Source organism: Polynucleobacter sp. JS-Polo-80-F4 (genome assembly GCF_018881965.1).
In the GTDB taxonomy this organism is placed as follows: Bacteria; Pseudomonadota; Gammaproteobacteria; order Burkholderiales; family Burkholderiaceae; genus Polynucleobacter.
The window spans coordinates 535,284-551,977 of the sequence record NZ_JACVPI010000001.1 but is presented as its reverse complement, the minus strand read 5'-3'; the positions used below and the strand labels follow the sequence as shown (position 1 = coordinate 551,977).

Sequence of the window (16,694 nt, the reverse complement as noted above, 5' to 3'; positions counted from 1 at the left end):
ATTAAGCTTATGGGAAATCGACTATCAAAAATCGCCACTAGAACGGGTGATGCAGGGATGACAGGCTTAGGCGATGGGAGTCGCGTAGAGAAGGATCACCTGCGAATCTGCGCCATGGGCGATATTGACGAGTTGAACTCAGAAATCGGTGTTTTGATGACTGAAGACATTCCTGCGGCTATTGCCCCGGAATTACATGAGCTTTTTCTACAAGTTCAGCACGATTTATTCGATTTGGGTGGCGAGCTTTGTATACCTAATTACAAACTCCTGAATCCCGACCATGTCGCGCAATTGGATATTTGGCTTGAAAAGTACAACAAAGAATTGCCACCTTTGACTGAATTCATTTTGCCGGGCGGTACTCGCGCTGCTGCACAAGCGCACGTTTGTCGAACTGTATGTCGTAGAGCAGAGCGTTCAATTGTTCGTTTAGGCTGGGAAGAGCCTCTATACGATTCTCCGCGGCAATACGTCAATCGCTTGTCTGATCTGCTCTTTGTGCTTGCACGTATTCTGAATCGCGCTGCTGGTGGCTCTGATGTGCTTTGGAAGCACGAAAAAAAAGAGACTAAATAAATTAGTCTCTTTTATCTGCATTGCTTAAAGCTCAGATTTTAGAAATCCGCATTACTTTTTCTTACTTCTACGATTCTTAACGGCAGTCGCAAGACGCTCTAATACTTTCACAGAATCATCCCAGTTAATGCAGGCGTCAGTGATGCTGCGACCATACTCCAATTTGCTTGGATCATCTTTTCCTGGGGTGAATTTCTGGGCACCATCATTTAAATGACTTTCAATCATCACACCAAAAATCTGATGAGATCCAGATTCCATCTGCTTAGCTACGTCATCCGCAACCACGATTTGACGCTCATGCTTCTTGCTTGAATTAGCATGCGATAAATCAACCATCAAACTGGCTGGGAGCTTTGCTGCTTCTAGCTCGGAGCAGGCAGCCTGAACATACTTTTCTTCGTAGTTTGGCTCTTTGCCGCCGCGTAAAATCACGTGGCAATCTTTATTGCCCTTAGTTTCTACAACGGATACCTGACCATTCTTATGAACGGATAAGAAGTGGTGTGGACGACCTGCTGCTTGAATGGCATCAGTTGCAATTTTGATATTGCCATCAGTGCCGTTCTTAAATCCAATAGGAGCAGAGAGGCCAGATGCTAGTTCGCGATGAACTTGGCTCTCAGTAGTGCGTGCACCAATTGCGCCCCAAGAAATTAGGTCAGCAATATATTGCGGTGAAATCACATCTAAGAATTCACTACCGGCTGGCATGCCAAGGCGATTGATTTCCATTAATACTTGGCGAGCTAGGCGTAGACCTTCTTCAATGCGATAGCTCTCATCTAAGTATGGGTCGTTAATCAAACCTTTCCAGCCAACCGTAGTGCGCGGCTTTTCAAAATACACACGCATCACAATTTCTAATTCACCAGAAAAGCGCTCACGCTCTGCTAAGAGTCGTTGGCAATATTCCAGCGCTGCTTTTGGGTCATGAATAGAGCATGGTCCGATGATGACTAATAAGCGATCATCTTTGCCATGAATAATGTCGCGGATCTTTTTGCGAGTATTGCTGATCAATGTTTCTGTTGGTGTTCCAGATATTGGAAAGAAACGAATCAAATGCTCTGGCGGAGGCAGAACAGAAATATTGTCAATGCGTTGATCGTCAGTATCCGAAGTCTTGTCGACAGCGGAGTACCAATTAGCGGGATTCGTATTTTGTTGGCTCATTCGGCTATTTTAAGCCGTAATTAGCCGATATCAGGCAGTCCCACCTACGGTCAGGCTATCAATCCTGAGGGTAGGTTGCCCAACCCCGACTGGAACGCTTTGCCCTTCTTTGCCGCAAACCCCCACGCCGCCATCTAATTTCAGGTCATTTCCAATCATAGACACCTGTTTTAGGGACTCTGGACCGCTGCCAATAATAGTGGCGCCCTTTACGGGATATTGGATTTTGCCGTTCTCAACCCAATATGCCTCTGAAGCGGAAAAAACGAATTTTCCGCTAGTGATATCCACTTGCCCGCCGCCAAAATTGACGGCATATAAGCCACGCTTAATGCTGGCGACAATTTCTTGGGGATCATCTTTACCTGCCAACATATAGGTATTGGTCATGCGTGGCATTGGGAGAGAGGCGAAACTTTCACGACGACCATTGCCAGTGAGTGGCATATTCATGAGGCGGGCATTCAGGCTGTCTTGGATATAACCTTTTAAGATGCCATCCTCAATTAAGGTAGTGCATTGTGTGGGCGTGCCTTCATCATCAATATTTAATGAGCCTCTACGTCCAGCTAGTGTGCCGTCATCAACAACAGTGACACCCTTAGCTGCCACACGTTCCCCAATGCGACCAGCAAAAGCAGATGATCCCTTGCGATTAAAGTCGCCCTCGAGGCCATGACCTACTGCCTCGTGCAATAGAACACCAGGCCAGCCTGGCCCCATCACTACTGTCATTGGACCAGCAGGCGCTGGGCGAGATTCAAGATTAATTAAGGCGCCATCAACAGCCTCATCTACATAGCGATTAATGAGATCGGTGTTGAAGTAAAGATAGTCATGACGTGCACCACCTCCAGAAGAGCCTGACTCACGACGACCATTCTGCTCTGCAATAACGTGTACTGAAACGCGCACTAAAGGGCGAACATCGGCAGCTAATAGACCATCTGCGCGCACAACTAAAACGACATCAAACTCTCCAGCCAAACTTGCCATGACTTGAATGATGCGGGGGTCACGTGCTTTAGCACGACGCTCAATACTTTCTAGCAACGCAATTTTTTCTTTGGGCTGTAGTGAATCCAAAGGATTGATGTCTGAGTAGAGCTTATTCGATACGTTATTAAATAGCTTGGTTGCAACGGCTTGCTTGCCACCCTCAGGACCAATCACTCGAGTAGCTTTAGCGGCTTTATTTAATGCTTCTAGATTAATTTCATCTGAATAAGCAAAAGCAGTCTTATCGCCATAGATGGCGCGCACGCCAACACCTTGATCAATATTAAAGCTGCCTGATTTAACAATGCCTTCTTCAAGACTCCAGCTTTCACTGCGTGTGTGTTGAAAGTAAAGGTCCGCATCATCAAGGCGATGGGTGAATAGATTGCCAAAGGTGTGATGTAGGTCCTGCTCTGATAGCCCTGTCGGCTCAAGCAAAATAGATTTGGCTAATTTAATGAGGTCTGCTTGCTTTTTGGCTTTAGTCCAATTGGCGGGAAATAGTGCTTCTGGTGCATTCATGTGATTGGGCAGATCTTTCTTTAAAGCTTGCGATGTGCAAGTGCAGGTAACTTAGAGCGTACCTCGTTTAATTTATCTTTGCACAAGACCCCGGAAATAAAGCCCTCACCCTCAGGGAGATTGGTCAGGACATCACCCCAGGGATCAATGAACATGCTATTACCCCAAGTACGTCGCTGATTCTGATGTTTTCCACCTTGTGCTGATGCCAACACATAGCATTGGTTTTCAATAGCTCTGGCACGCAATAAGATTTCCCAATGATCCTTGCCGGTTGTATAGGTAAATGCAGCTGGGATGATGTGGCAGTCGACTTGCCCTAGGGCGCGATAAAGCTCAGGGAAGCGTAAGTCGTAACAAATGCTTAACCCAAACGTCCAATCGATCCCGTTGATTGAAATCTTTAAAAGACCTGGCTCATTACCGGCTTCAATGGTTTCTGATTCTTGATACCGCTCAGTCGCCGTTTGAAAGCCAAACAAATGGATTTTGTCGTAACGTGTAATTTGAGCGCCCGTAGGATCGAATACAAGAGTTGTATTGAGCACCTTGTTGGGGTCTTTCGCCTCCAATGGAATCGTGCCAGCTACCAAATAAAGATTATTGTCTTGGGCAATCCGTGAGAGGCACTCTTGTATGGGGCCGCTGCCAACACTCTCTCGAGCACGCACCTTATCTGTATCTTTAAGGCCCATTAAGCAAAAATATTCTGGCAGAACGGCTAATTGCGCACCATCTGCGGCAGCAGCAGCGATGAGCCTACTAGCAGTGGATAAGTTCTCCTGCAAATCAGGGGTTGAGACCATCTGAATCGAGGCAATCTTCATTTTTGCACTACTGGCTAATGTGCTCATGCTGTATTCGTTAAATTTAATTAGGATTTTTAATGGGGCTGGTCGAATTATTTGGATTGCTTTGTGGGTTCGTACTATTAATGCTCGGTTTAGCCTGTTCTTTTAGTAAATCTTTACTGCGAATCGTATCAATTGTTTTGCTATCAATTGGCTGACCCTTTTGATCAAGCGGGATTACCTCTGGGTTATCCCAGGACCCTTGAATTAAGTAGTCTGACTGAAAATTGCGATTAATTTGGCTGGTAATTAAATATTGCCCTACTAATGCGCCAAGCCCTACGATTGGATTGATGACAAACGCAGCCAAAGAGCCTGCTGTAGCATCAATCGTTGGAAAAATAGTGACCCGCAAATCTTGTGTTTGCTTAGGAATGTTAATTTGACCAGACATAGCTACCCTTGCTTGATCTAGGCCCATCGTGAATTGCTTAGTCTGAGCAACCCCTGCATTCATTTCAAATGAAGCATCAATAGTATTAAACGGAGTGCCTTTGGCGACAATATCGCCTAGGCTTCCTTTTAGGTCAAACGTGGCAAATCTAAATAAACTTTGTAAGCTCAGAACATCGAGCAATTTTGCGCCATTAGTATTAACCTCTAACAGACGACCTTTTTCCAGATTGAGATTTACCTTGCCCGCAAGAGTGTCATATTTAGGATTAAACGGAGATCCGTCCCAATCGGCATTGACAATTAATTTACCTTGCCCGCCCTCTACTGATTTCTGATTAGTCCAATGCCCAATAATCTGACCAGCATCTTTAATATCTAGATCAACATTTAAGTTTGTATGGGTCGAGGAATTAGGCGTGCTGCCAACCCAACGGCCCGTAATCTTTGAGCTACCTTGTGGGCTGCTAAATTGAATAGAGTCGATATTGAGAGCATTGCCACTGGTAGTGGTTTTAATCTTTAGCTGTCCAAGCTGCGCTTTATCCCAGTCAAAGTCATCAATGGTTAAATCAAGATTAGGTATAGAACCAGGCTCAAGCGAATTTTTAATGGCTGGCGTTTTCTGAGCCTGCTTTGTCGGCGGAGGCGGTGGGGCAATGACCACCTCAGGTACTTTGAGGCGCACAAGACGTCCGCTGATAAGGTCAGCCTGAGATTGATTGCCAGGTTGATACTGGATGTTGCCGGCAATTTGAGGAGAGCCTCTTAAGCGCAGTTGCCAGGCCGAATTTTTGTTAGCTGCCGCCAGGTTTAAGTCCTGCCAAACGCGGTCAAACAAGGTCAATTGCTTTACCTGTGCTGAAACTTGAATATTTTTTGCGTTATGCGAGGCAGAATTGTGCGCGGATTTGTTGATATTTTGCTGGCTCAAAAACTCTTGCCAAATATCTAAGTTGAGCTCATTGCTTAGCAGATTCAGTTGAAAGCCCTGTTGAGGAGTTATGGCAGGCGTTCCAATTCCAACTGCATGACGAAGGGTATCGTCGCTGGCTATTTCACCTTGAATAAAGTAGGCATCACCAATCTTTCCATCCCAAGAGAGGCGGCTTGAACTAGTTTTAGTTTTTGCAAAAGTCTTAAGATTCAGCTGGCCTGACATTGGGGTGCCATTCTGTTTTTTAACGGGTACGGGAGCGGAGCTACTCCAGTTGCGCATATCAATCTTGAGATTAGTGTCGCTATTTCCTTTGTTAAAGCTAATAGTGCCGTCATATTTAGCGACACCGCCCATTGCCTGCAATATCGGAAATGCTTGCACATCAGTATCTTTTGCAAAGTAGTTCTTGATAAAGTTCGCTGAAATATCTCCTGAGATGTTGTAGCTCTGGTTGCCTTGGTTTGATCCGATGCTGGAAATGTTGATGTCACCACCTAAGAAATTGGCGGTAATGTTTTCAAATTCTGGATTGACTTCGGTAATTCGCATCTTTCCTTTGAGATTCTCAAAGGGTGGTAAGTCGGCCCATTGAATTCTATTGCCAGGAAAACTTAATTGAATGTCGGAGTTGGTGTCTCCATTGCCCGACAGTGGAATCTTCAGGCCCAGACTAAGGTTGGTAGGTCCCGTTACCTTTAGATTTTTCTCAAGATCAACTTGTTTTTTACCTACGGGCGATAAAAATAAATACTCCAATAATTGCGGGGCATCACCTTGCACTTCACCGTCAACTGTTAGCAGTAATTGCTTTGCACTAACGCTTGGAATTTCCGCATGGAATTTGCTGAGGACAACCTGCTTGTAGCTTGCTTGATCAATATCTACCGTAAATTTGGCATTCTGCATCTTCAGAACGCCATTGACCTTATTCAGTGCGGACCAAACACCTAGCGCAGGTGATGCTGTGGGAGCTGGGCTGAAAGTTGCGCCAGTGATCGGCAGATTCAGTGTGAATTCTCCTGCGCCCACAACAGGGAAAGGCACCGCATTGGGATCGCCTTGAATATGAAGACTACCCTTTTGAATAACGCCTGCATCGAAGGCTTTACTTACGTAAGTCTTAACATCCCCACCCATTCCAACTGGTAAATAACGATAGGCAGTTTTGAGGTTGGCTTGTGCAAAGTCCATATCTAATGTCATATAGTCTGGCTTTTTAGCCTCGCCAACGATGTAATTTAGATTGAGTGTTGTTGAAATATCGGGATTGCTTAGTGCCAACTGCTTAGCAGTAATAACCCAATTTCCTTTTTGCTTTGACCAGGATATTTGACCATTGGCTTGATCTAAAGTTATTTTTGGGTCCACCAATAAGTCATTTACTTCAAGCTCCAGATTATTGGATTTAACCGAGAAACTTCCCTTATTCTGATCTGCAGTTAAAAACCCCGAGAGCTTTTTTACAGAAGGCATTGATTTGTTAATGCCAACAAAACTTAAGTCAATCAGCTTGCCACTCACGGTAAAGTCTAGCTTGTTGGACTTAAACCAGCCGCCAGGAATATTGAGGGCGGATAAAGGGGATTTACTTTCTGACCAATTGATATCTAGATCTTGTAATTCTCCGTCTGCTTTTGAGGCCTTAATCCATTGATGAACTTTTTTGGATAGAGGCAGGTTGAGGGCAAACAATGCAATATCTTCAACCAATATCTTTGGCGAGGAAAACCCGAACTCTTTAATTTCCCCGTCTCCAGCAGGAGGTCTCCAGCGGAAAGTCATGGGACTCAGGTTCTCTAGCGGCGAGGATTTGGGGCTATCGCTATCGCGCCAAGCAAAATTTTTCGTGGTAACAGCTATCAAACCACCATCGTTTTCTTGAATCAGGCTGGTCTCTAATCTTCCAAGCGCAATGGCATCTTCATCTTTAGATAGCTGAATAGTGAAGTTATCAGCGGCCAGATAAATTTCCCCACCATCAGGTTTGCCGTTATCAATTTTTAGTTTTCCATTGGAATTGAGTATTCCCTCCAGCGCATTAAGCGGGAGAGAAAAGTCGCTAGCTATTTGACTTAGCTGTAGCTCATTTAAGTTCCAGGAAATGGTTCCAATCCAGTCTCGCCAATTACCAGCTTGGCCGCCGATATGATGTACTAAATCAATGTCTAGCGTCAGAGGACCTTTGGTCCATGGTGTGGCGGCACTCACTGAGCCCTGGTGGCTACGAATGCCATTGCTCAGAGATAGACTTTGAATATCTATTGTCGTGACTGCTTTCTTCTGGAGCCGATCATCCCAAAGTATTTTGACGTTGCTGATACGAATTTCATTTTGCGCAAAGAGCCAATTCTCTGCGGAATAGTCATTTGAATTTCCATCAACTGAAATACCGGCAATAGTAATGACGCCTTTCTTATTGCGTTGGGTATATATCTCAGCATTTTCAATATTCAGTTCATGAAAAAAAGGCGCGAGGTGATAAAAAGATGCCCAACTCAGTTGACCGTTAATTTTTTGAACAAATAAGAGCGGCTGTGATTTATCTGGGTTGTTGAAACGCAAACCCTCAATTTCAAAATTGGGTCTGATTCCTGTCCATGAAACCTGAAGAGAATCCATCGAAACATCGGCACCAATTCGGGCGCTAATGAGTTTTTCAACCGATGCTTTTGATTTTTCAATTTGTGGCCAAAGGACAAAGCGCACTCCTACATGCCCAAGGACAAAAAGGGTCGCTACAACACCAGCCAAAATCAAAGCACGCTTGCGCCAGGCCCCACTCGAACCTTGAGGACGTTTAGCAAGCACGCTCTTGAGGCGAGGCGGGATGAACTTTTGCAGCATGGCCTCTATTATCCTTCAGGCTTAGCTGGATCGCCAAGCTTCTGGCTTGGGTCTTGGGGTCGGATTAAGATGGGGGAATGGATGATTTTTCCCGACAAATTGATTTTTTAGAGCAACACTCGACTTATGCGCGACGCTGGTTAAGTGCTCGCCCTGAATGGCTGGATTGGCTTCGCATTCTAGGGCAGAAAAAAGTCGATATTGAGGGGATTAGAGATTTGCTGCAAGACTGCGGCATCAATAGCCAGGTCGATGAGCTGGATGAGACCTTATGGATGTCTAATCTTCGTCTAGCAAGACAGCGTTTAATGCTGTGGGTGGCATTCCGGGACCTCAACGGAATGGCTGACCTCCAAGAGGTTACTCATGCGCTAAGCCACTTTGCTGAATTAGCGGTTTCTGCTTCGATTGCCTTTGTCCGCGAGGATCTCAAAAGTCGTTTTGGCCTGCCTTGGAGTAATTCAACACAATCTGAGATGCCCCTCATGGTTGTTGGGATGGGTAAATTAGGCGGTCTTGAGTTAAACCTTTCATCAGATATCGACTTGATCTTTCTGTACGAGCATGAGGGCGACACTACTGGCGGCCCTAAGAGTTTGTCTAACCACGAGTGGTTTACTCGAATGGGCAAGCGTTTAATTAAGTTACTAGCTGAACATGACGCCAATGGATTTGTATTCAGAGTAGATATGCGTCTTCGTCCCAATGGTGATTCGGGGCCCTTGGTATGCAGTCTAGATATGCTGGAAGAGTACCTATTAGTGCAGGGTAGAGAGTGGGAGCGCTATGCCTGGATTAAAGGGAGATTAATTGCACCCCTTCCAGATTCACCGGATTTCATGCACTGTCAAAAAGAGCTTGATCAACTCATTCGTCCTTTTGTGTATCGACGTCATTTGGACTATGGTGTGATTGCTTCTATTCGTGATTTACATGCACAGATTCAGGCAGAGGCAGAGAAGCGATCCTCAGGTCATCAGGGGCGCTCAAGAGATATTAAATTGGGGCGCGGTGGCATCCGCGAGATTGAGTTTCTGGCTCAAATGTTTCAACTGATGCGAGGTGGTACAGACCCTCGCTTTAGAGTGCGCCCAAGTTTAGAGGTATTAGAGTTGATTAAGCAGTGCGGTATCTTGCCTGCTCACGAGGTGGAGTCCCTTCAGGCGGCTTATGGGTACTTGCGACGCTTAGAGCACCGCATTCAGGTATGGGATGACCAGCAAACGCACTATTTACCAGGGGATAATGAGGCACGCTCACGTTTAGCAACTGCGATGCAGGGGCAAAATATCCCTACCGAAGCTTTTATGGCTGAATTAGAGCATCATCAGAATAATGTCGCACAACTATTTGAAAAAGCATTTTTACTAGATGATGGTGCGCGTCTCGAGATTGCGCCCTTAGCTCAAGACTGGGCGCCCGACCAAACTTATTTCCCGGATTCCTGCATTCGTTGGCAGGCATGGATAGACAGTCCCAAACAAAAACTATTGCCGCAAAAAAGCCGCTTAATTTTTGATAATTTAATGTGCAAGGCGGCAGAGGCTTTGCAAATTGCAAATGCTACTCCAGGGTATGCCGACAAAACACTATTGCGTTTCTTTGACTTGCTAGAAGCAATTGCAAGACGCAGTGCTTATCTTTCTATTTTGGCGGAGTATCCCAGGGCTCTAGCTAATGTTCTTGATTTGCTTAAGGCCTCCCAATGGGGCGCTCAGTACTTAACGCGACATCCCCATTTATTGGATCACCTATTGAATGCTCAATCAGAGAGAGCATTAATCGAAGATCCAGAGCAGTATTGGGCGGAGGTGCGATCTAATCTCAATATGCAGCTTGATGATGTAATGGCCGAAGGAGATGGCTCTGAGCAGGCGATGGATATTTTGAGGGTCACCCATCACAACGAAACTTTTATTACGTTGTTAACGGATTTGGGTATCGGTGTTCAGCAAGCTTTACCAGTAGAGCGTGTGAGCGATCATTTATCCGCCCTGGCAGATTTAATTTTGCAGACCACCTTTGAGCGTGTATGGCCTAGTGTGGCCAAAAAGTTTGACCTGGCTCTTGAGGCTGATCCACCATTTGCGGTGATTTCTTATGGCAAATTAGGGGGTAAGGAGTTGGGCTATGCCTCTGACTTGGACATTATATTTTTATATCAGGCAGATGAATCTGACTATGCAGCGCAAGAAATTTATGCGCTTTTAGCGAAGCGGATGATTAATTGGCTCACAGCGTTCACCTCAACCGGGAGCTTATTTGAAATTGATACCCGCCTTCGGCCAAATGGCTCTGCCGGATTCTTAGTAACTAACGCTGAGGCCTTTAAAAAATATCAACTACGTGAAGGTGATAACGCTGCCTGGGTGTGGGAGCACCAAGCACTGACTCGGGCACGCTTCTCTGCCGGCAGTTCAAGTGTGGGACTATTCTTCAATTCTGTTCGCTCAGAGGTATTAAGTCAGTCGCGAGATATTAATCAACTGCGACTTGAGATATTAGAAATGCGTCGCAAGGTGCATGCGGGCCATCCTAATGCAAACGTTGATTTTGACTTAAAGCACGACGCTGGTGGCATGGTTGATATTGAGTTTATGGTGCAGTTTTTAGTTCTAGCATATGCCCATCAGCACCCTCAATTGATTGGTAATCTAGGTAATATTGCCCTGTTACGCATCGCTGGTGATGTGGGTTTAATTACTCATGAAGCTGCGCAATCTGTGGGGGATGCTTACCGCCTCTTGAGGGCACGTCAACATCGTTTGCGATTAGACGGCGCAGAAAAGACCCGTATTAGCCTAGTAAATGAAGTGGAATTGATTGCTGCAAGAGATGAAGTGCAAGCACTATGGTTGGAGATATTTAAGGCGCCCTCTAATATCGCCTAGAAGGTAGCAGGCGCTAGTTTTGCTCCAGCAGCTCGCGGGCGTGACGGCGGGTGGTGTCTGTAATAGTAGCGCCACCAAGCATGCGCGCCACTTCTTCAACACGTTCATTTCTGGCTAGGATCTGGACTTGCGACACCGTCTTCTCGCCAGACTGTGACTTGCTGACCTTGAGATGATGGTTGCCTTGGGCGGCAACCTGGGGTAAATGGGTTACGCACAGAATTTGGTGAGATTGACCTAATTGATGCAAGAGTTTGCCCACTGTTTCAGCCACTGCACCACCAATACCAGCATCGACTTCATCAAATATCAGAGTTGGTGTAAATGAGGCTTTGCTGGTGATCACGCTAATGGCTAAGCTAATACGGGCTAACTCACCACCAGAGGCCACTTTTGCAAGTGAGCGTGGCGTGCTGCCAGCATGGCCTGCAACTAGGAATTCAATTTGTTCGAGACCGTGGGAACCGCCTTCATTAAGAGGTACCAAGGCAATCTCTAGGCGTCCGCCGGCCATAGATAAATCTTGCATGGCATCACTTATTAATTTGCCAAGATCAGATGCTGCTTTTTGGCGTTTTTGTGAAAGCTGTTTAGCAAGCTTTAAATACGCCGCCTCTTCCTGCTTTACTTGCTCTCGTAACACTTCTATATTTTGCGAAGCTGTTAAAGCTTCGAGTCGCTCTGTCGTGGTTTGAAGTAATGCTGGTAGTTCATCCACTTCGGTACGATATTTTTTGGCTGTGCCATGTAATGCTTGCATACGCTCTTCAACTTGGACAAGTCTGGCAGGATCCAAATCAATTTTTTGCAGGTAACGATTAAGCCCATGAATAGCTTCATCAAGCTGAATGCTGGCCGACTCTAAGGCTTGATTAATATCCGCTAGCGCTGGGTCATGCTCGGCTAGCGCGCCCACATTGGCGCATACCTTCGATAGTGAAGATTCAAGAGAGTTGTCAGCGTCACTCAATATTTCAATCGCTTCTTGGCAGCCGCCAATGAGCTTTGCACCGTTGGCTAGTCGTGCATGCTCACTTTGTACGCTGGACCATTCCCCTACTTGTGGAGAAAGTTCGGTGAGCTCTTCTAGCTGCCATTCAAGACGCTCACGCTCACGTTCAACATCTTGACCGGCATTTTCTGCCTGCTCTAAGCGACGGCGAGAATCAGCGAGAGTTTTAAACGTCAGCGCAACTTCGCTTGCCAGTGGCAGTAATCCAGCATGACGATCCAAAAGTTCACGTTGAGCGCCACCCTTTAATAAAAGTTGATGTGCGTGCTGCCCATGAATATCTACCAGCTGATCACCTGCTTCACGTAATTGCGCCAAGGTTGCAACACTGCCATTGATAAAGGCACGACTTCGTCCATTGCTTTCAACGGTTCTTTTAAGCAATAGACTTTGGCCATCATCTTCCAATGGAAACCCTTGAACATCAAGCCATTGACCAAAAGAGGTTACTAACTCAGGTTCAATGCGAAAAAGTGCGGAAATTTCTGCACGGTTGCTGCCTTCGCGGATTTGACTGCTATCTGCGCGTTCACCTAGTACCAAGCCAAGAGCATCAAGCAGGATAGATTTACCAGCGCCAGTTTCTCCGGTAAGTACGGTAAACCCGCTAGAGAAATCTAACTCTAGTTGGTCAACAATGACAAAGTCACGAAGTGAGATGGTTTGAAGCATGTATTAGCGTAGCAAAAAACTTGACATCAGAATGTCGATGGATACTCATTCCAATGCAGCTTCTCGCGCAAAGTTTTGTAGTCACTGTGATTGCTTGGATGAAGTAGATCAATGGTTTTATTGGACTGGCGTACTTCAATCTTATCGCCGCTTTGCAATTGGGTTTGAGATTGCATATCAAAATTAACAATCACCTCACGACCATCTACTACTTCAATTACTGTGACGCTATCTTGTGGCAGGACAATTGGACGGTTAGAGAGTGAATGCGGTGCAATTGGCGCCAATAAAATACCCGCAACGTGTGGATGCAAAATTGGGCCACCAGCGGAAAGGGCATAAGCAGTCGAGCCGGTAGGGGTAGATACAATTAAGCCATCAGAGCGTTGGTTGTACATAAATGAACCATTGACATGCACCGCTAATTCAACCATCCCTGAAATGCCTGAACGATTTACAACAACATCATTTAAGGCAAGCGCGCGATTAATTTCTTTGCCATGACGCAGAACAACCGCATCTAACAAAGTACGTGTATCAGCCTCATATTCACCCGCAATAATTTTTGGTAAGGTGGTGTGAACGGATTGGATTGGAATATCCGTCATGTAACCTAGTCGGCCCATATTGATCCCGACCAGCGGAACATTGCTGCCGGCTAACTGCCGGGCGATGCCAAGCATAGTGCCGTCACCCCCCAGAACAACTACAAGATCAATTGCCCCAGCAAAGTCTCGCGCTGTTTTGGTTGGATAGCCTGAAAGGGCGAGATGGGTGGCTGTATCGAACTCAATAAATGCCTCGCAACCCAAGGCTGCGAGCAATTTAGCCAAGTCTTTAAGGTGCTCCTCAATACCATCAGCCTGGTATTTGCCGACAAGCGCTACTCGGCTAAAGGCCTTTTTGCTGGAATTTGGGGATGGGCTTAACATATAACGATTAAACCATAGGCATAAAATCCCTTCCACCATGGATGAACGTTCCCGAGCTCTACTAAAAACCCTCATCGAGCGCTATATCGAAGAGGGCCAGCCCATTGGCTCCCGCACGCTATCAAGATTCTCGGGTTTGGACCTGTCCGCAGCCACTATTCGTAATGTCATGGCGGATTTGGAGGATATGGGGCTCGTTACCAGCCCCCATACATCTGCTGGTCGCATTCCGACCCCACGGGGTTACCGCCTGTTTGTGGACACCATGGTGACCGTTCGCCCCTTGGAAGCAATGGCTGCTAGAGAGGTAGAAAAAGGCCTTTTGCCAGATTCTCCGCAAAGGGTTCTCAACTCGGCAGCGCAGATTTTGTCCAACCTGACCCATTTTGCTGGTGTAGTGATGACGCCTAAGCGAGCCCAGGTTTTCAAGCACATTGAGTTCTTACGTTTGGGTGAAGGCAAAATTTTGCTCATCATGGTCACCCCAGAAGGCGATGTACAGAATCGTATCTTGCCCACCACTCAAGATTACACACCGAGCCAACTGATTGAGGCGGGCAACTTTATTAACGCTCAGTTTGCTGGAAAAAGTTTTGATCAAGTGCGCATGCATCTCAAATCCGATTTGGATAATTTGCGTGCCGATATTTCTGGGTTGATGGCCTTAGCTCTACAGAGCGGTGTTGCTGATTACGATATGGGTGGTGGCGACATGGTGCTCTCTGGCGAACGTCGTTTGCTGAATGTTGGGGATTTAAGCTCTAACTTGGATAAGTTACGCAAGATGTTCGATATGTTGGAGCAGAAATCCGTACTCATGCAATTGCTTGATGTATCTAGTCATGCGGACGGCATTCAGATCTTTATTGGTGGTGAGAGTGATTTGTTGCCATATGAAGATTTGGCTGTGATCAGCGCCCCATATAGCGTTGATGGGCAGATAGTGGGTACGCTAGGCGTGATTGGGCCAACTCGCATGGCTTATGACAGAGTGATTCCCATTGTCGATATCACTTCTAAATTACTATCGGGCGCCTTAAGCTCTTAACCATAGATCCAAACCTTTTATATTTAAAACACACTACTAGAGACAAAACATCTTGAATCAGAACCCGCATCTACGTGCATCCAAAACCGCAGTCTTATTGTTGAATCTTGGAACGCCATCAGCACCAACATCGAAAGCGGTTCGCGCTTATTTAAAAGAGTTTCTTTCCGATCCGCGTGTAGTAGAAATTCCGCGCATTATTTGGTGGTGCATTCTGAACGGCATTATTTTGCCTATTCGTAGTGGTGCATCTGCCAAAAAATATGCTTCTATTTGGTTGCCAAAATTAGGTTCACCATTAATGCATTACTCACGCCTACAGGCGAAAGAGTTGGGAGAAAAATTTGCGCTTGAAGGCCATACCGTTTTAGTTGACTTGGCAATGCGCTATGGTGAGCCATCTACCCAGTCAGCCCTTGAGAGCCTGAAGGCGCAGGGCATGGAGCGTTTATTGTTATTGCCTTTGTACCCACAGTATTCCGCTACTACAACGGCATCTAGCTTTGACGAAGTTTTTCGTGTTTTAGGTACCTGGCGTGATCAACCGGAGTTGCGCTTAGTGAAGCACTATCACGATAGTCCTGCATACATACATGCGTTACGTGATCAGGTGTTATCGAGCTGGGACAAAGATGGACGTCCTGATTTTGCAAAAGGCGATCGTTTTGTCATGTCTTTTCATGGCTTGCCAAAGCGCAATTTAATGAAGGGTGATCCCTACCATTGTGAGTGCCTGAAATCAGGTCGTTTACTTGGTGAATCTTTGGGCTTAGAACCAGGTCAATATATTGTGACCTTCCAATCTCGCTTTGGTAAGGCCGAGTGGTTGAAGCCTTACACCGCACCAACCATTGAAAAACTGGCCAAAGAAGGCTGTCAGCGTATTGATATTTTTTGCCCAGGGTTTCCGGCAGATTGCCTAGAAACACTAGAGGAGATTGCGATGGAAGCCCGCGAAATCTTTTTGGAGCATGGTGGCAAGGACTATCGCTACATCCCTTGTTTAAACAGCAACCCCAAGTGGATTGAGGCTCTTAGTGATATTGCCCACCATCATTTACAAGGCTGGTCTTTAGGGGTGGAGTCTGCGGTTGAATTAGCGCAGCGCAATGAAAGGGCTGAGCTAGCTGAAAGAATGAAGTCTTGAAATCAACATGATTGACCCCATATTACAAAGTAATAGCGATCTTTATAGAAAAGTAAAATAGCCCTCATGACACAAGAAAACCAAAACCCATCCCCGGAGCAAGAGAATCCTGCGGTTGATTCAGGCGCGGAAGCTGCAGCAGAAACTTCAGCTGTAAAAACGCCCGAACAGGAAATTGCCGAACTGAATCAAAAGATTGGCGAATTGCAGGATAACTTTTTGCGTGCAAAAGCGGAGGGTGAAAATATTCGTCGTCGTGCTGTGGAAGATATTGCTAAAGCACATAAGTTCGCAATTGAAAGTTTTGCAGAGCATTTAGTGCCTGTTACAGATAGTCTGTATGCGGCATTGAGTACCGATGCAGGTGATGCCAAAGCATTTAAAGAAGGCTTGGAAATTACTCTTAAGCAATTGCTCTCTGCCTTTGAAAAAGGTCGTATGACAGAAATTAACCCTGCTATTGGGGATAAATTTGACCCTCACCACCACCAAGCGATTGCCTCAGTGCCTTCTGAGCAAGAGCCCAATACCGTGGTTTCAGTCCTCCAGCGAGGCTACACCGTCGCTGATCGAGTTCTCCGACCTGCCTTAGTGACGGTCAGCGCCCCAAAATAAGCTAAATAAGGGCTAATACCCCAAAAAAGGCATCAAAAAGGTAGAAAAAGGCAGATTTCTGCCTTTTTTGCTC

11 protein-coding genes are annotated in these 16,694 nt (G+C 46.0%); 5 read left to right on the top strand and 6 right to left on the bottom strand.

The genetic code is table 11. The features are described 5' to 3' along the window. The first annotated feature begins 9 nt into the window (after positions 1-9). Positions 10-579: a cob(I)yrinic acid a,c-diamide adenosyltransferase gene (locus ICN20_RS02705; RefSeq protein WP_216237994.1), complete on the top strand. Its 570-nt coding sequence runs from the start codon at positions 10-12 to the stop codon at positions 577-579. A gap of 51 nt (positions 580-630) precedes the next feature. Here the strand turns inward: ICN20_RS02705 and ICN20_RS02700 are convergent, their stop codons facing one another. Genes ICN20_RS02700 through ICN20_RS02685 form a run of 4 tightly spaced genes read right to left on the bottom strand, consistent with a single transcriptional unit; the run spans position 631 to position 8,304 of the window. After that, a complete protein-coding gene (locus ICN20_RS02700; RefSeq protein ID WP_216237993.1) occupies positions 631-1,755 on the bottom strand; it encodes a 3-deoxy-7-phosphoheptulonate synthase in 1,125 nt (374 codons plus the stop codon). Positions 1,756-1,785: 30 nt separating this feature from the next. Continuing rightward, positions 1,786-3,276 (bottom strand): metalloprotease TldD, encoded by a 1,491-nt coding sequence (gene tldD, locus ICN20_RS02695; protein WP_255534620.1) that lies wholly within the window; start codon positions 3,274-3,276, stop codon positions 1,786-1,788. A gap of 20 nt (positions 3,277-3,296) precedes the next feature. Further along, positions 3,297-4,130: a carbon-nitrogen hydrolase family protein gene (locus tag ICN20_RS02690; RefSeq protein WP_216237992.1), complete on the bottom strand. Its 834-nt coding sequence runs from the start codon at positions 4,128-4,130 to the stop codon at positions 3,297-3,299. 16 nt (positions 4,131-4,146) lie between these two features. Beyond that, positions 4,147-8,304: a YhdP family protein gene (locus ICN20_RS02685; RefSeq protein WP_216237991.1), complete on the bottom strand. Its 4,158-nt coding sequence runs from the start codon at positions 8,302-8,304 to the stop codon at positions 4,147-4,149. 77 nt (positions 8,305-8,381) lie between these two features. Here ICN20_RS02685 and glnE point away from each other — a divergent pair, with 77 nt between their 5' ends. Beyond that, positions 8,382-11,195 carry a bifunctional [glutamate--ammonia ligase]-adenylyl-L-tyrosine phosphorylase/[glutamate--ammonia-ligase] adenylyltransferase gene (gene glnE / locus ICN20_RS02680; protein ID WP_216237990.1) on the top strand — a complete coding sequence of 938 codons (2,814 nt, stop codon included), beginning with the start codon at positions 8,382-8,384 and terminating at the stop codon, positions 11,193-11,195. 13 nt (positions 11,196-11,208) lie between these two features. On the opposite strand, the gene recN is transcribed toward glnE, so the two are convergent. Together recN and ICN20_RS02670 are read right to left on the bottom strand one after the other, a co-directional pair. Then, positions 11,209-12,879: a DNA repair protein RecN gene (gene recN / locus ICN20_RS02675; RefSeq protein WP_216237989.1), complete on the bottom strand. Its 1,671-nt coding sequence runs from the start codon at positions 12,877-12,879 to the stop codon at positions 11,209-11,211. Positions 12,880-12,905: 26 nt separating this feature from the next. Next, positions 12,906-13,811: an NAD kinase gene (locus ICN20_RS02670; RefSeq protein WP_216237988.1), complete on the bottom strand. Its 906-nt coding sequence runs from the start codon at positions 13,809-13,811 to the stop codon at positions 12,906-12,908. 37 nt (positions 13,812-13,848) lie between these two features. On the opposite strand from ICN20_RS02670, the gene hrcA reads away from it, so the two are divergent. The 3 genes from hrcA (at position 13,849) to grpE (ending at position 16,621) form a co-directional block, all read left to right on the top strand. Beyond that, positions 13,849-14,859, top strand: coding sequence for a heat-inducible transcriptional repressor HrcA (gene hrcA / locus ICN20_RS02665; protein ID WP_216237987.1), 1,011 nt, complete (start codon positions 13,849-13,851; stop codon positions 14,857-14,859). Positions 14,860-14,911: 52 nt separating this feature from the next. Next, the gene (gene hemH / locus ICN20_RS02660; RefSeq protein WP_216237986.1) at positions 14,912-16,006 is read left to right on the top strand and encodes a ferrochelatase; all 1,095 of its coding nucleotides are present in this window, start codon (positions 14,912-14,914) and stop codon (positions 16,004-16,006) included. Positions 16,007-16,072: 66 nt separating this feature from the next. Beyond that, positions 16,073-16,621 (top strand): nucleotide exchange factor GrpE, encoded by a 549-nt coding sequence (gene grpE, locus ICN20_RS02655; RefSeq protein ID WP_216237985.1) that lies wholly within the window; start codon positions 16,073-16,075, stop codon positions 16,619-16,621. The last annotated feature ends 73 nt before the right edge of the window (positions 16,622-16,694 follow it).

What these genes read in the sequence shown, in the direction of transcription:
- ICN20_RS02705 (WP_216237994.1), top strand. Translation starts at nt 10, where the DNA reads ATGGGAAATCGACTATCAAAAATCGCCACTAGAACGGGTGATGCAGGG.
- tldD (WP_255534620.1), bottom strand. Translation starts at nt 3,276, where the DNA reads ATGAATGCACCAGAAGCACTATTTCCCGCCAATTGGACTAAAGCCAAA.
- ICN20_RS02700 (WP_216237993.1), bottom strand. Translation starts at nt 1,755, where the DNA reads ATGAGCCAACAAAATACGAATCCCGCTAATTGGTACTCCGCTGTCGAC.
- ICN20_RS02685 (WP_216237991.1), bottom strand. Translation starts at nt 8,304, where the DNA reads ATGCTGCAAAAGTTCATCCCGCCTCGCCTCAAGAGCGTGCTTGCTAAA.
- hrcA (WP_216237987.1), top strand. Translation starts at nt 13,849, where the DNA reads ATGGATGAACGTTCCCGAGCTCTACTAAAAACCCTCATCGAGCGCTAT.
- ICN20_RS02670 (WP_216237988.1), bottom strand. Translation starts at nt 13,811, where the DNA reads ATGTTAAGCCCATCCCCAAATTCCAGCAAAAAGGCCTTTAGCCGAGTA.
- grpE (WP_216237985.1), top strand. Translation starts at nt 16,073, where the DNA reads ATGACACAAGAAAACCAAAACCCATCCCCGGAGCAAGAGAATCCTGCG.
- recN (WP_216237989.1), bottom strand. Translation starts at nt 12,879, where the DNA reads ATGCTTCAAACCATCTCACTTCGTGACTTTGTCATTGTTGACCAACTA.
- glnE (WP_216237990.1), top strand. Translation starts at nt 8,382, where the DNA reads ATGGATGATTTTTCCCGACAAATTGATTTTTTAGAGCAACACTCGACT.
- ICN20_RS02690 (WP_216237992.1), bottom strand. Translation starts at nt 4,130, where the DNA reads ATGAGCACATTAGCCAGTAGTGCAAAAATGAAGATTGCCTCGATTCAG.